This window comes from Acetobacterium sp. KB-1 (genome assembly GCF_003260995.1).
Lineage (GTDB): Bacteria > Bacillota > Clostridia > Eubacteriales > Eubacteriaceae > Acetobacterium > Acetobacterium carbinolicum.
Genome location: NZ_CP030040.1, coordinates 327,285 through 341,466, shown reverse-complemented (window position 1 = coordinate 341,466; position 14,182 = coordinate 327,285). Strand labels below are relative to the sequence as shown.

The 14,182-nt window shown below is 38.2% G+C and carries 12 protein-coding genes and 3 riboswitches; all 12 genes read right to left on the bottom strand.

Annotated features, from left to right (window positions below):
• Positions 1–35: 35 nt before the first annotated feature.
• The 12 genes from DOZ58_RS01605 to DOZ58_RS01550 all read right to left on the bottom strand — a co-directional run bounded on the left by DOZ58_RS01605 (position 36) and on the right by DOZ58_RS01550 (position 13,651).
• Entirely contained in the window at positions 36–719 is a 684-nt protein-coding gene (locus tag DOZ58_RS01605) for a CpsD/CapB family tyrosine-protein kinase (RefSeq protein WP_111886699.1), read from the bottom strand.
• Between the two features lies 1 nt (position 720).
• Entirely contained in the window at positions 721–1,413 is a 693-nt protein-coding gene (locus DOZ58_RS01600) for a YveK family protein (protein ID WP_111886698.1), read from the bottom strand.
• Positions 1,414–1,448: 35 nt separating this feature from the next.
• Positions 1,449–2,405 carry an LCP family protein gene (locus tag DOZ58_RS01595; RefSeq protein ID WP_162624377.1) on the bottom strand — a complete coding sequence of 319 codons (957 nt, stop codon included), beginning with the start codon at positions 2,403–2,405 and terminating at the stop codon, positions 1,449–1,451.
• A 73-nt stretch (positions 2,406–2,478) separates the two neighbouring features.
• The gene (locus tag DOZ58_RS01590) at positions 2,479–4,350 is read right to left on the bottom strand and encodes a nucleoside-diphosphate sugar epimerase/dehydratase (RefSeq protein ID WP_111886696.1); all 1,872 of its coding nucleotides are present in this window, start codon (positions 4,348–4,350) and stop codon (positions 2,479–2,481) included.
• A gap of 79 nt (positions 4,351–4,429) precedes the next feature.
• Positions 4,430–5,173: a tyrosine-protein phosphatase gene (locus DOZ58_RS01585; RefSeq protein ID WP_111886695.1), complete on the bottom strand. Its 744-nt coding sequence runs from the start codon at positions 5,171–5,173 to the stop codon at positions 4,430–4,432.
• A gap of 55 nt (positions 5,174–5,228) precedes the next feature.
• Entirely contained in the window at positions 5,229–6,395 is a 1,167-nt protein-coding gene (locus DOZ58_RS01580) for a nucleotide sugar dehydrogenase (protein WP_111886694.1), read from the bottom strand.
• 22 nt (positions 6,396–6,417) lie between these two features.
• Entirely contained in the window at positions 6,418–6,948 is a 531-nt protein-coding gene (locus DOZ58_RS01575; protein WP_111886693.1) for an NAD-dependent epimerase/dehydratase family protein, read from the bottom strand.
• Positions 6,949–7,036: 88 nt separating this feature from the next.
• On the bottom strand, positions 7,037–7,249 hold the full coding sequence (locus tag DOZ58_RS01570) for a DUF4315 family protein (RefSeq protein ID WP_162624376.1): 213 nt from the start codon (positions 7,247–7,249) through the stop codon (positions 7,037–7,039).
• Positions 7,218–8,981, bottom strand: coding sequence for a transposase (locus tag DOZ58_RS01565; RefSeq protein WP_242988570.1), 1,764 nt, complete (start codon positions 8,979–8,981; stop codon positions 7,218–7,220). Before DOZ58_RS01565 ends, DOZ58_RS01570 begins: the two co-directional genes overlap by 32 nt.
• 130 nt (positions 8,982–9,111) lie before the next feature.
• The gene (locus DOZ58_RS01560; protein WP_111886691.1) at positions 9,112–9,585 is read right to left on the bottom strand and encodes a GDP-mannose 4,6-dehydratase; all 474 of its coding nucleotides are present in this window, start codon (positions 9,583–9,585) and stop codon (positions 9,112–9,114) included.
• A 224-nt stretch (positions 9,586–9,809) separates the two neighbouring features.
• A complete protein-coding gene (locus DOZ58_RS01555; protein ID WP_111886690.1) occupies positions 9,810–11,837 on the bottom strand; it encodes a glycosyl hydrolase family 28-related protein in 2,028 nt (675 codons plus the stop codon).
• 12 nt (positions 11,838–11,849) lie between these two features.
• A riboswitch (cyclic di-GMP riboswitch) is annotated at positions 11,850–11,932 on the bottom strand.
• Positions 11,933–12,055: 123 nt separating this feature from the next.
• Positions 12,056–13,651 (bottom strand): glycosyl hydrolase family 28-related protein, encoded by a 1,596-nt coding sequence (locus tag DOZ58_RS01550; RefSeq protein WP_111886689.1) that lies wholly within the window; start codon positions 13,649–13,651, stop codon positions 12,056–12,058.
• Positions 13,652–13,663: 12 nt separating this feature from the next.
• Positions 13,664–13,738, bottom strand: a riboswitch (cyclic di-GMP riboswitch).
• A 49-nt stretch (positions 13,739–13,787) separates the two neighbouring features.
• Positions 13,788–13,863, bottom strand: a riboswitch (cyclic di-GMP riboswitch).
• Between the last annotated feature and the right edge of the window lie 319 nt (positions 13,864–14,182).

Sequence of the window (14,182 nt, the reverse complement as noted above, 5' to 3'; positions counted from 1 at the left end):
CTAATACCCGGTATCGCATTTTGTTTCATGCGTGGTTACTTTGCTTTGACAGAATTATATCTGTAGTAGTTCGCATTTTTCTTAAACTTCACTTTTGTCAGGATCGCACCGATGACGGTTGCGCCCACCTTATCCAGATTTTTTTTTGCTTCAATAATCGTTGATTTTTTTGTTTGATTGGCAGCGATAACCAATAAAACACCATCAACCACTTTTGAAATGATGCTAGCATCAGCAAAACTTAGTACTGGCGGTGTGTCAATGAGAATTACATCGTATTCTTCTCGACATTGTTTGATAAAGGTTTCAAATACTTCTGAATTCAGCAGCTCCGTTGGTGAAGCATGTTTATTGCCCGAGGTCAGAATTTCTAATTTATCAAGATTTTCCATTTTGTTAACAAGTGACTCTAATGCCAAGTCATCCATAAGCAGATTGGACAAACCGTTTTTTCTTTTATTAATATTAAAAATTGCACTTATATTGGGTAACCTTAAATCGGCATCAATTAACAATACCCGCTTGTCAGCCTGAGCAAATGTTACTGCCAGGTTTGCAATTGTCGTACTTTTCCCTTCTTCTTTCCCGGCACTGGTTATAAGCATCACCTGATATCGGTTATTTGAATTTTTAAAATTTATATTTGTCCGTAACAACTTATAACTCTCAGTTATAAGTGATGTGGGGTCGCTTAGTGTGATTAAATTTAATGTATCCATGTTATCGAACCTCCCCTTTAAATTCCGGAATGTCACCCAAAACTGATATGTTAATCAAATTTTCGATATCTTCGTCATTTCTGACCGTATCATTAATCAGGAACATCAAAATTATTACAAACAATGCTATAAAAAAACCTAACAAACCGCCAATAACAGCATTTAGAAGCGTATTAGGTGAAACAGGCGCTTGTGGTACCAAGGCCTGATCCAGGATTCGAATATTCTCTACTCCAACAATTTGTAAGACGGCAACTGTTAATTGTTTAGCCAGTTCATCGGCAATCTGTTTCGCGACTTGTGGATCAGAGTGTCTAAATCCAACTGTAAAAAGCCGCGAATCCGAAACACTTTCGATAATAACATTTTCTTTAAATTCATCATAGGAAATTGTCAACCCCAGGTTTTTTATTACTTCATTGACTACCAATCGGGTTGCTGCAATTTGCTTGTAATCGACGAGGAGTTGACTATTCGCATTTAATTGACCCAAAGAAACATCAATTGACCCCAAACTCCCCCCTTCCTGACCAATGTACAAAACCGTATTCGCCTCATAGACGGGAGTCACATATTTTATCGTATAAACATAAGCCGCCCCGAAACCAATAATTGTCAGCAACAGGATCAGCCACCATTTCTTAATGATGATTTCGAAAAGTTCTTTGAAATTTACTTCTTTTGTCGTTTCCATTTCGTTTTCCTTTCTTTTAAAGCCAACTAAGTACTTCAGTTCCAGTTTTCCTGATTGATGTCTTCATTAACATTAAACAAATTAATAATCACATCCAAATCTTCCTGATTGTATAACTCATACCATAACCCATCGATAATTTCCGAATAAGTTTTTAAGCGGTAATTTTCAAAAGTAAGATTTTCATCGCCGCCACTCATATTGAGATACTCTTTGAGTTTAGCTATATTAGCATCCGTCTCAATCCCATTGTTATAATAGGTTTCAACCAATTGTAATTTCTTTTTGAGACTCATCGTTGATAAATTCCTCATTAACGCCTTAACCACTTCTTGCTGTCTTGCAATCCGACCATAGTCGCCATCACCATCGCTGCGGAATCTCACATAAAAGAGTGCATCTTTTCCATTTAATAGCTGTTCTCCTTGACCAATAACTAACTGATTCTCATTTTTATAAAAGTCCTTTTGTGCTATTATATTCACACCGCCGGTCGCTTCAATGATACTGGCAAATGTATCAAAATCCAGTTTTACTGAAAAGTCCAGCTTAATACCCAACAATTCCTCAATCGTCTGATCAATTAATTCTCTTCCCCCATAAGCATAGGCATGATTGATTTTATCAAGTCCATACCCGGGGACATTAACCCTTAAATCTCTGGGCAGTGAAGCCATTACCATTTTTTCCTGAATCGGATCATACATTAACACCATGATAATATCACTTCTACCCGTTTCATCGGAGCGTTCATCTGTTCCATAAATTGCAAAAATAACGGTTTTTCTCGTATCAACCAATTCCAATAAATCTTCATTATTTTGATTTAAAACATCCTCGATCGAACCTAAATCTGTTTCATTTTCTGAGTTAGAGTTCTGGTTATTACCGATCGACGATCTGTCATTCATATTTAAAAAGATGAACAAACTGACAACCATTACCAGGATTAAAACACTCCATAGAAATATAATTGATTTTCGTTTTTTCATGGCGTTTGATTCCTTTCTCAGTTTAACTTGCATGAATTGAAGAACTAAAACAGTTAACCAGACAATTCGATGTCTATTTTAGGTAATCCCCATTGTTATGATTAACTTCAGAATTGTCTTTATAGGTAGGGACAATCGTTTTAACCCTATTGATCAGCGCTTTTTTGTTAGATAAGTTAAGCAAGGGTCTCAGTTCTTCAAGTGAATTTTTAAGCTTGGTATAGTCAATATCACCCGGTTTACCTACTCTGATTTTTTCAAATCGGGTTTCTGTTAAGCCTTCTTCATCCATCAGCAGCTCTTCGTATAGCTTTTCTCCTGGTCTTAGCCCGATGATCTCAATCTCTATATCTTCATTAAGCTTTAATCCTGAAAGCTTAATGAGGTCAACCGCCAGGTCAAATATTTTCACTGGTTGGCCCATATCCAACACAAAGATCTCTCCACCTTTTGCGATAGCACCGGATTGTATTACCAATTGCGCCGCTTCTGGTATGGTCATAAAAAAGCGGATGATCTCTTTATGTGTTACGGTGACAGGACCGCCTTCCTTAATTTGTTTTTTAAACAAGGGAACAACCGAGCCGTTACTACCAAGAACATTTCCAAAACGAACAGCGGTAAACTTTGTTTTACTTTGTCGGGCCAGTCCTTGAATGATCATTTCACAAATCCGCTTGCTAGCACCCATAATGTTAGTAGGATTGACCGCCTTATCTGTCGAAACCATCACCAGGCGATCGACACCAAACTCATGGGCAGCTTCGGCAATGTTTTTTGTCCCAAAAACGTTGTTTTTGATCGCTTCCCAGGGTGAACGTTCCATCAATGGTACATGTTTGTGGGCAGCGGCATGGAAAATAACATCCGGATGGTAGGTTTCAATAATTGAAAAAACATCATCACGATCGCGTACCGAGGCAATGATTACGTCCAAATTAATCTTATCTTCATAATCATTAATCAGTTCATTTTGTATTTCATAAGCACTATTCTCATAATTATCCAGAATAATTAATTTCCCCGGGTTGAATCTGGCAATTTGTCTACACAATTCAGACCCAATTGAACCGCCTCCGCCAGTCACCATGATAATCTTCCCTTCTAGATAACTGACAACTTCTCGTATATTAAGATTAACCGTTTCTCTACCCAGTAAATCTTCAATCTCAACATCTCGAATTTTACTAAGTGAAACCTGACCATCAATCATTTCACGAATCCCCGGTACAATTCGAACCTTGGCAGCCGTACGCTTACACTCACTGATTATCATGCGAAGTGTTGTTGGGTCTGCTGTTGGGGTGGCAATAATAATCTCATTAACATTATACTTGTGTGCAACGCTGCCGATATCATAGTTATTTCCCAGAACTTTCACCCCGGCAATTGTTTTATTGAGCTTTGTCGCATCATCATCAATAAATCCGATTACCTGACCATAGTTTGACGCATGATTTTTTATCTCTGTTGCGATCAGTGTTGCGGTAGCACCACTACCAATAATTAAAATTTTCTTTTCAAGATCCTGTTTCATAAAGATTTTTCTGTTTTTAAGACTTCGCATCAATCGATAACTAAAACGCCCACTGCTGACAAATGCAATCTCAAAAAGCATACTTGTTATATAGATTCCAAAATATAGTCTTTCTCCCATATAGATGAGATAAATAATGCCAAATACGTTCGCTACTACTACTGCCAGGAGAATTTTTAATAACTCTTCTACCGAAGCATAGGACCACAAACTGTTGTATAAATCAAAATACCTGTAAATCAACAGCTTTCCAACCGTAAAAACAAAAACACTATTTATATAAATGCTAATGATTTCAGACGGTATATTTCCCTCATAATGTAAAAATAAAGTCAATAAAAACGCCGCATTTACTGCCACTATATCAGCTACAATAAGAAATAATTGTCGGCTTAATTTTGTTTCCATGGGTTACCTCACTTTTGGCAGATTAATTATGACCTTTACTCCGATCATTTGAAAATTTCATTGATTTAAGTATTTTTTATCAATGAAACCAGAATCTTTTCCTTTTATTTAGAGCCGGCACCATCAATTCGCAATCTTGGATTATCATTCCCGGATTCTCCGTAAAGAGCATTTGTCCACATTCTTCACCAAAAGCTTTTATCACCGTTTCATAAGCCATTTTCATAAAAGGTGGGCGTTTGATCATATCATGTGCATCCGAAGCAACAATATGAATTAATCCGGTTTCGATCCACTTAAGTGCCTTTTTTCTGGTTTTGCTTTCCATAATATAACGCGATGTAAGTTGTCCATAAATACCGTTCTTACTCAAATACGCAAATTTTTCCGGTTTTTTTGAAAATATTTCATACCGTTCGACATGAGCTAGAACTATTTTATAACCTTTTTCCTGGAGCTCGAAAAGCATTGATTCGTGAAATGGATAATAATGATAATAGGGGAGTTCAATCAGTAAGTATCGACTGTCACCCATGGTATGGGCTTTTCCTTGATCGATCCCAGCCATGCTTTCTTCACTAAGATAAATCTCGTTACCTAAATGTAGCTTAAAATCAATCTTTTCTCTGACAATATATTCTTTTAGCAATTGATACTGCTTGTCCACCTTTTGATTATGATAGGCCGGCATATTAAAATGGGGTGTCAGGATCATCTCATTCACCCCTTCATTCATTGCCATATGCATCATCTGAACTGAAGTTTCTAAATCTTTCGCACCATCGTCTACTCCTGGTATCATATGTATGTGTGTATCAATCATTATCTCACGCTTTGAGCATTCCTTTCAATGGGATCTAGTACATTTCAAGCCCTTTTTAATCGCGACTAAACAAGTCCCGTGTATATACCTTATCGACAACATCTATTATCTCGTCCGAAAGGCGATTAGCAACAATGACATCAGCAATTTTTTTGAATTCATCCAAATCTCTTATCACTCTGGAATTAAAGAAATCACTTTCCTCAAGAGTTGGTTCAAACACAACCACTTCAATTCCCTTCGCTTTAATTCGTTTCATGACACCTTGAATAGCCGACTCACGAAAATTATCAGAATTCATCTTCATTGTTAACCGAAAAATGCCGACAATTTTAGGTTTTCTTTTTATGATCATATCTGCAACATGATCTTTTCTGGTACGATTTGCATCCACAATTGCCGACATAATGTTTTGAGGAATGTCGGCGTAATTTGCCAGCAATTGTTTGGTATCTTTCGGCAAACAATAGCCGCCATAACCAAAAGACGGGTTGTTATAATAATTGCCAATTCGAGGATCCAAACTTACACCCTGAATAATATCGTGAGTATTGAGACCTCTTACCTCTGCATATGAATCGAGCTCATTAAAATAAGCGACTCTTAAAGCCAGGTATGTATTGGCAAAAAGTTTGATTGCTTCTGCCTCCGTAGAATTCGTGTAAAGAATTTGAATATCTTTTTTTAACGCACCCTGAGCCAGTAATTCCGCAAAGACTTGTGCACGTTCTGAGCGCTCTCCAACCACAATTCTTGACGGATAAAGATTGTCATACAAAGCATGCCCTTCTCTTAAAAATTCTGGTGAAAAGATAATATTCTCTGCTTCAAATTTTTCTTTTATGGCCTCTGTATAACCAACTGGGATGGTAGATTTTATAATCATCACCGCATCTGGATTGATGGCCAAAACGTTTGCAATAACCGCTTCAACGGTTCTGGTATTAAAATGGTTTTTTTCCGGATCATAATTTGTTGGTGTTGAAATAATCACATACTCGGCATCTTTGTAAGCTTCATAGTTATCAGTTGTTGCACGTAAATTAAGTTGTCTGGTATTTAGATATTCTTCAATTTCACTGTCAATAATCGGAGATTTTTTATTGTTGATCATCGCAACTTTTTCTTTTATAATATCAAGTGCAATAACCTCGTTGTTCTGAGCCAATAAAATGGCATTTGACAACCCCACATAGCCGGTTCCGGCGATTGTTATCTTCATTTTAATATCCCCCGTCGTTATCTTATTTATTGATCTTGTAATATGATTTATACCATTTCACAAACTGAGCCAAACCCTTTTCAATACTTGTACTCGGTTTAAAACCAATATCTTTCTCAAGATCGCTGACATCCGCATAGGTTATCAACACATCACCTGGTTGCATCTCCATAAATATTTTTTCCGCTTTCATCCCCAGTTGATCTTCTAAGATCGTAATGAAGTGCATTAAATCTACCGGACTGTTATTTCCGATATTATAGATCTTATACGGTGCAAAACTTGTGCTTAAATCATCTACGCGTTCATCCCAATTCTCATTGGCAATGGGAATTTTATCAATTAATTGGCTGATACTCCGTACAATATCGTCTACATAAGTAAAGTCCCTTTTCATTTCACCGTGATTAAAAACCTTTATCGGTGTTCCTGACAAGATATCCTTAACGAAGGAAAAATAAGCCATGTCCGGTCTTCCATACGGTCCATAGACCGTGAAAAACCGCAATCCCGTTGTTGGAATATTATATAAATGGCTGTATGTATGTGCCATCAGTTCGTTCGCTTTTTTTGTTGCCGCATAAACCTCAACTTTGCATAAAAGTTACACTAAATACTTTTTGAAACTCAAAACCGTTGCCTCAGACATCTAAAAATGTCATCAGCTCCTGCAAGCTTTTGCCACTTTTTTGGAAAGCCTCCATTACTTGTTTGGCCTCGTGTTCCTTCTTTTGCTTTTGAAGTTCCAACAATCTGTCCGATAGAGCCTCCTGTTTTTCTTGAAGTTTTGTTAGCTCACTATTTATTCTTGTAATTTCAGTTTCAATCGAAGTTATCGATTTCGTCCGCGCCATCGTCGTATTCCTCCTCATTCTGGCTATCTGTATTTGTCATCAGCGACTGGTTCTTCGACAATAGATTGCCGATTCCGCTTGCAATATCACGAATATTATTCTCGTCCATGCCGAATGAACTTAGAATAACCTTCTGCCGTTTGGTTACGGCGTGATCAAGCCGATAATGGTCTTTACTCCGTCTAACCATTTCGATTTTTTCCAGTTCGCGAAGCGCCGCAGGCACCGTCATATAATTCGGTTTTGTATCTAATCGAAGCATCGTTTCCTTCAAGAGGTTGTAGATTCTGTTACGGACAATCAGTGCAATAAATTCGATAAACAGCTTTGCAGACAATGATTCGGAAGTGTGAACCCGGTTGCTTTTAGACCCAATAAACGATTTGTCCGTGCTGAATAGTTTTTCAGAGATATCCCGACCTTTGTAATGGATAAGTGCCTGTGATACAGTCATTTCAGTAGAGGTGATAATGCAGAAATAACCGCATTGCTCCAACTTTTTCCGAACGACATCCTTTTTTTCTGTATACGAGACAAGCGCATGCTTGTTGTTATAGCGAAGGTCAAAATATTCGTGATATACGTTCCCAAGTGTGATATCTTTTCCAATATGTTTTTCCAAATACAATCCAAGTCTTTCAATCAGTTGCTCCAGCTGTTCTCTCTCAGCAGCCTGTTTGGAAGGGTTGAAGTATAAATGGAAATATCTAAGAGTATTATCGTCCTCATACAACTTAGCTAAAACTGTTTTTCCATAAACTCTGTATGAACGGATAGCACACTCACGATCAGTTTCAAATGTATTTCGGTTCGCTGTTATCAGCTCAGATAYGAGATTTTTACGGCCTTTAACCATGATGATGAAGGAGTAACCATTATCTTCCATGTATTTTATATTGGCTTTGCTGAAATATCCTCTGTCCAGAATAAAACCGACCGATTTATAATTGTACTCTTTCACCTTGTCTACCATATACTCAAACTGGGAAACATCGGTTATTGAACCTGGATATTCCTCATAAAATAGCGGAACTCGGTTGGTCTTATCAAATGCTAATGCAAGATTAAACACTGGAAGTCCTTTTTCATCCTTCGCTTTGCCGTATTCTATAAGATCAATATCACCGGCTTGGCAGTTCTTGTTTGTTGAATCATACGAAATGTAAATGCATTGTTTATGATCACGTTTTTTGTTCCAGTCATTTAGGAAGCCAATAATCTGTTCCCGAGTAACTGATTTAAGGAACCGGCTTACTTTTGAATCGCTGTATATCCTCATTCCCTCCGAAAACAGTGGGTGGTTAAATGCAAAATCAGGATAGTACTGGCCTGCATTTTCTTCATCAACAATCAGATATGCCATTAGATCGAGTAGTAATCCACAGTCTTTTGGAAACCATGTATTCAGAAGATTCTCTAACTTATATTCTTGGAGAACCTTTTGGATTACCGCATATGAACCAATCTTCAAAGCGCAGCTTCGATAAGAATCCGGCAGTTCTTCTGGAAGGGTAACCTCCGGAAAGTAATCTTGAAATTTCTCGTTCGGATACATGACATCATGATTATCTGAATGAATCTTTCCGATGATGGTACGTTGGGGTATGGCATATTTCTTTTCGACATTGTATTGTTGGCCGTATTGAAAAAGGACATAAGTTGAATCGCCCTTTTTCTTGGTGATTATCTTGCCCCTAACCAAAGGGATTTTGACTGTGTAATCGTAGTACATGAGCAGCCTCCTTTAGTGTAACTGTTACACTAAAATTATACTACTTTTTTCTACGTTTTGCAAGTGAATTTCCTTGATTTTACTGGGGTTTTGAGACTTTCTCACACAGTTTTTTATGACTTAGTGTAACCTAGATGCAAAGTTCACAATAAAGGGAAACCGGATGATCAACATTATGGTTCGTAGAAAATGGCACAACTTTATTTCCACCATAAACAGAACTTGACGAAGCATATATTAGATGCCTAACCGGGTAATTGCGACATGCTTCAAGTACATTCATAAATCCGATGAGATTTGAATCAAGATAGGCATAGGGATTGCTAATCGAAAAACGAACTCCCGCCTGGGCTGCCAAATTAATTACATACTCTGGACGATGTGTTTCAAAAATCTTATCAACTGAAGGCTTATCTTTTAAATCAGCCTTGTAAAATAAAAATTGTTTATGTGCTTCCAAAATTGCTAATCGATCTTTCTTTAACGATTGTTCATAATAATCGTTCAGATTATCAACGCCTACAATTTGATGATTCTGTCTAAGCATTAAATTCGCCAAATGAAAACCAATAAAGCCTGCTACCCCAGTAATTAGTATCTTCATTTTTACAACCGCCTTTATTATCGACTTGTTTTTTTTGATAGATAATTTATATTTTACCCTTTTTGCTCCCATCTTACCAGTTTTTTAATTAATATTCATTCCGATAAAATAGTTTTCCATTTTTATATTGTTTTATCATAACTTAAAAAAAGCCCTGTTTAAAACAAGACTTTTCAAAACTTTTATTTTTGAGATTGTGTGAAATGATTTTGATCGATCGTTCTCTAGTCAACTTTTGCTGTCAAAAGGTTAAAGTTGTTGGCAACTACCGAGAAATCAGAACTGGCATTCAACCGCTGAAATCCGCTATACGAATTATCAGATACTTGAATTGACGTTCCTTCCGGGTTGTAAATCAAATAAGAATACGCCGTACCACTGTTCGTAAAGGTATTATTTCGAAGGACTGCCTGCGATCCCACGCCTCTGAATCCGATGCCATATTTATCAATGCTTTTGTATTTAAAGTTTGAATTTTCAACAACGACGTTGGTCGTTTTTGATGCGCTGTTAGCACTTATTAAAGGAATTTTATCCACATTCGTTACGTCCATGCCAGAAATATTTGTATCCTTTACTTCTCCGATTAACCAGAATAGTGCTCCTGCCATACCGGTTGAGTCGACAGTAACATTTGAAATATTTGACTGCGAACTGTTACCAATGCTGAACGCTCCAATATCGGAGGTCGATGGTATGGCTCCGCTGATATTTACATCGTTTATGCTTAAGTTATTTGCATTTACAATTTTGAATCCCAGACTACTGCCTTCGATGCTTAATCCTCTGATGGTAACGTTATTCGCACCGGTATTGATGTGCATACCGACGACACTGTTTTTAATACGACAGTTCTCAAAAACGATATGATCAGGAGCGGTAGGGAATTTGTCATTGCCAGCCACCGCAATTCCTCCTCCAGAAGCATTGTTAAACTCGACATTTCCAAAGTAAAAATGACTGTTATCACCGCGGATGTATGCCGAATGTAACCATTTTGTTCCGCCCTCGCTCGAATTCAAAACACTGTCTGTCATCGTAAAGTTATTGGTTCCTGAAATTTGAATCGGCATGCCAGATTTATCAATTTTCAGATTGCTGATGGTAATTCCAGTATTTCGAGTACTTCCAGATTGCCCCATTTTTATGCCAACATACATACTGTCCATAGCGACATCTTTGATCGTCAGGTTACTGATCCCCTGAAAAAACATCCCCTGCACATTACTGATCATGCTGTTTGCATAATAATCGGTTCCAGCGATCGTGTTTTGAGATTTTAGTGTCAATCCTTCAATGGTTACGTTTGAAATATATGATGCGGGATTCGACCATAGAATATTTGCAACTGCTGACTGCTGGGGCGCCATGTATAAAGTCGCGCCATAGCCGCTAATTTTTGTATTATTCTTTAATTCCAGTTGACTCGTAACCATATAGGTTGCAGCAGGCATTGTTAAGGTTACATTTTTACTACTTGCCTCGTTAATGGCTTTTTGTATCGCTGATGTATCATCACTGACACCATCGCCTTTCGCACCAAAATCTCTGACGTTGACTTCCTGACTCACTGGTGGGGTTGGTTCTGTGACTCCTGGGTCTGTGACTCCTGGGTCTGTGACTCCTGGGTCTGTGACCACTGGGTCTGTAACCACTGGGTCTGTAACCACTGGGTCTGCGGGTTCGTTGGCTACTCCAGCTGACTGCTTTTCAATGATGATTTCAATTGCCTCTAAGCGCAGACTTTTTCCTTCCGAGCCTGAGAGTGCCCCGTCTGACACCCAACCTTGAACCCAACCTTCATTTTGAATATGGGTTCGGTATTTAACAGAATAATTTGCTGCATTCTCACCGGTTAATCTAATCTGGATTCCTTCCAGCCGAAATCCTTCGCCTTCAGATCCTGAAAATTCTCCGTTTGTAGCCCATTCCTGCTCCCATCCCTTATTTTGCACATGTGTCCGATATTCAATTTCTAACCCTGAGGGGACGCTTCCAGTCAGATTTATTTTTATTCCCTCGAGGCGATATCCCTTTCCTTCTGAACCGGAGAGTTCACCACTACTCATCCAGCCCTGTGACCAACCTTCATTTTGTATATGGGTCTGATAGGTGACTCCAGGTAATTCAGTCGCTTCGGTATCGATGGTTGCTGCTAAAACGTTCGAAGAAAAAACGCTACTTAACATCAATAGGATTACCACCACACTTACACAAATTTTCTTTGCGCGATGATCCAAACTATAACTCATTTTTTTGCTCCTTTCGGCAACCGGCTACCTTTCTCTTTGAGTTAAGGCCCTTAGTTTTGCGTCCCAACTTTTCAATTGGTTTGCCTTTATCGTGGACAAAATTGTTAATATTCGACCACTTTAATTTGTAAAATAAAGCCTTGTTCAAAAGAGCAAGGCTTTTAGTAATTGCTTTATTGAATTAATACGATAAACGATATGTCCATTTTTAAAATCGATTAGTCAACTTTTGCTGACAGAAGGTTGAAATTATTGGTAGCTACTGAAAAGTCCGAGCTGGAAGTCAAGCTTTGGAATCCGCTGTAAGAATTGTCAGATACCTGAATAGCTGTTCCTTCGGGATTGTAGATCAGATAAGAATATTCAGCACCGTTATTTACAAAGGTATTGTTTTGAAGCACTGCTTGTGAACCAACGCCTCTGAAACCAATTCCGTATTTATCGATATTGTTATATTCAAAACTGGAGTTTTCTACAACAACATTGGTCGTTTGAGACGCGCTGTTGGCACTAATCAAGGGAATCTTATCCACATTCGTTACATTCATTCCAGAAACGTTAGTATCTTTTACTTCACCAATTAGCCAGAATAAGGCTCCTGCCATACCATTGGCATCGACTGTAACATTTTCTATATTTGCTTGATAACTATTATTAATAATGAATGCACCAAGATCAGTAGTTGATGGCATCGCACCGCTAATGTTTACATCTTTGATATTCAGGTTGTTTGCATCCGTTATCTTAAACCCCAAACTGCTTCCTTCGATGGTTAAACCTGAGATACTCACATTGTTTGCACCAGTATTGACGTGCATACCGACAACACTGTTTTTAATACGACAATTCTCAAAGACAATATGATCGGGTGCAGTGGGGAATTTATCATTGCCAGCTACTGCAATACCGCCACCAGGGGCATTATTAAATTCAACATTGTTAAAAAGGAAATTACTGTTATCGCCTCGGATGTATGCTGCATGAAGCCACTTCGTTCCGCCAGAATTGGCATTCAGAATGCTATCTGTCATGATTAAATCGTTGGTACCAGAAACCTGAACAGGCATGCCAGTTCTATCGATATTGAGGTTGCTGACAGTAACTCCCTGATTCCGGTTGCTTCCAGATTGTCCCATTTTTAAGCCTACATACATACTATCCATCGAAACATCTTTGATCGTCAGGTTACTGATGCCCTGAAAAAACATCCCCTGAACGTTGCTGATCATGCTGTTTGCGTAATACTCGGCACCTGCAATCGTGTTTTGAGATTCTAGTTTCAATCCTTCGATCGTTACATTAGAAATATACGAATCTGGATTTGACCATAAAATATTGGCAACTGTTGACTGCTGGGGTGCCATGTACAAGGTTGCACCATAGCCGCTGATTTTTGTATTGTTCTTCATTTCCAATTGACTCGTAACCACATAGGTTGCCGCCGGAATTAACAAGGTGACATTTTTACTGCTTGCCTCGTTAATGGCTTTTTGAATGGCCAAGGTATCATCGCTGATACCATCCCCTTTCGCTCCAAAATCTTTGACGCTGACTTCCTGACTGACAGGTGTCGTTGGTTCTGTAACTTCTGGTTCTGTCACTATCGGTTCTGTGACTACCGGTTCTGTGACTACCGGTTCTGTCACTACCGGTTCTGTCACTACCGGTTCTGTCACTACCGGTTCTGTCACTACCGGTTGAGTAATTCTAATCGGTCTTCTTGGGGGTCTAACTCTGGCAGCAAACGCTGAATTTACTGGCATCGCACTGAATAATACAAATAGTGTGACTAAAAAAACAGATAACTTTTTCATGATGGTATTCCTTTCGGTAGCTGGCTGCCATTTTACAGGCCCTTAGCTTTGCGTCCCAACTTTTCAATTGGTTTGCCTTTATCGTTGGATAACGATGAATTCAGAACAAAAATAATTTCAAATAAAAAACTTCCCCTTCGGTAACTGGCTGCCATTTTACAGGCCCTTTAGTTTTGCGTCCCTGTTTTTCAACAGGTTTGCCTTTATCGTTGGAAAGTTATTCCACGATACTTATTAACTTAACTCTGTTTTTTTGTTGATACCTTCCTTTCGTTAGCTACCTACCGACTTATAGGCACTAAACTTTACGCCACTGAATTTTAACAGGTCCGTATTTACTCCTAGAAAATAAAACTGTAATTAATACAACTCAATCATTAGTTGTCATCTATTAAACGTCTCTTAAACCTATGCATTTGATAAATATGCGATCATTTTTTGTAACTATTAAAATGAAAGCAGGAGAATATTCGAATATTAAAGTATTTACTTTTACGAAGTCACTATATCACATATCCAGAGATTAGTCAA

What these genes read in the sequence shown, in the direction of transcription:
- DOZ58_RS01605 (WP_111886699.1), bottom strand. Translation starts at nt 719, where the DNA reads ATGGATACATTAAATTTAATCACACTAAGCGACCCCACATCACTTATA.
- DOZ58_RS01600 (WP_111886698.1), bottom strand. Translation starts at nt 1,413, where the DNA reads ATGGAAACGACAAAAGAAGTAAATTTCAAAGAACTTTTCGAAATCATC.
- DOZ58_RS01595 (WP_162624377.1), bottom strand. Translation starts at nt 2,405, where the DNA reads ATGAAAAAACGAAAATCAATTATATTTCTATGGAGTGTTTTAATCCTG.
- DOZ58_RS01590 (WP_111886696.1), bottom strand. Translation starts at nt 4,350, where the DNA reads ATGGAAACAAAATTAAGCCGACAATTATTTCTTATTGTAGCTGATATA.
- DOZ58_RS01585 (WP_111886695.1), bottom strand. Translation starts at nt 5,173, where the DNA reads ATGATTGATACACACATACATATGATACCAGGAGTAGACGATGGTGCG.
- DOZ58_RS01580 (WP_111886694.1), bottom strand. Translation starts at nt 6,395, where the DNA reads ATGAAGATAACAATCGCCGGAACCGGCTATGTGGGGTTGTCAAATGCC.
- DOZ58_RS01575 (WP_111886693.1), bottom strand. Translation starts at nt 6,948, where the DNA reads ATGGCACATACATACAGCCATTTATATAATATTCCAACAACGGGATTG.
- DOZ58_RS01570 (WP_162624376.1), bottom strand. Translation starts at nt 7,249, where the DNA reads ATGGCGCGGACGAAATCGATAACTTCGATTGAAACTGAAATTACAAGA.
- DOZ58_RS01560 (WP_111886691.1), bottom strand. Translation starts at nt 9,585, where the DNA reads ATGAAGATACTAATTACTGGGGTAGCAGGCTTTATTGGTTTTCATTTG.
- DOZ58_RS01555 (WP_111886690.1), bottom strand. Translation starts at nt 11,837, where the DNA reads ATGAGTTATAGTTTGGATCATCGCGCAAAGAAAATTTGTGTAAGTGTG.
- DOZ58_RS01550 (WP_111886689.1), bottom strand. Translation starts at nt 13,651, where the DNA reads ATGAAAAAGTTATCTGTTTTTTTAGTCACACTATTTGTATTATTCAGT.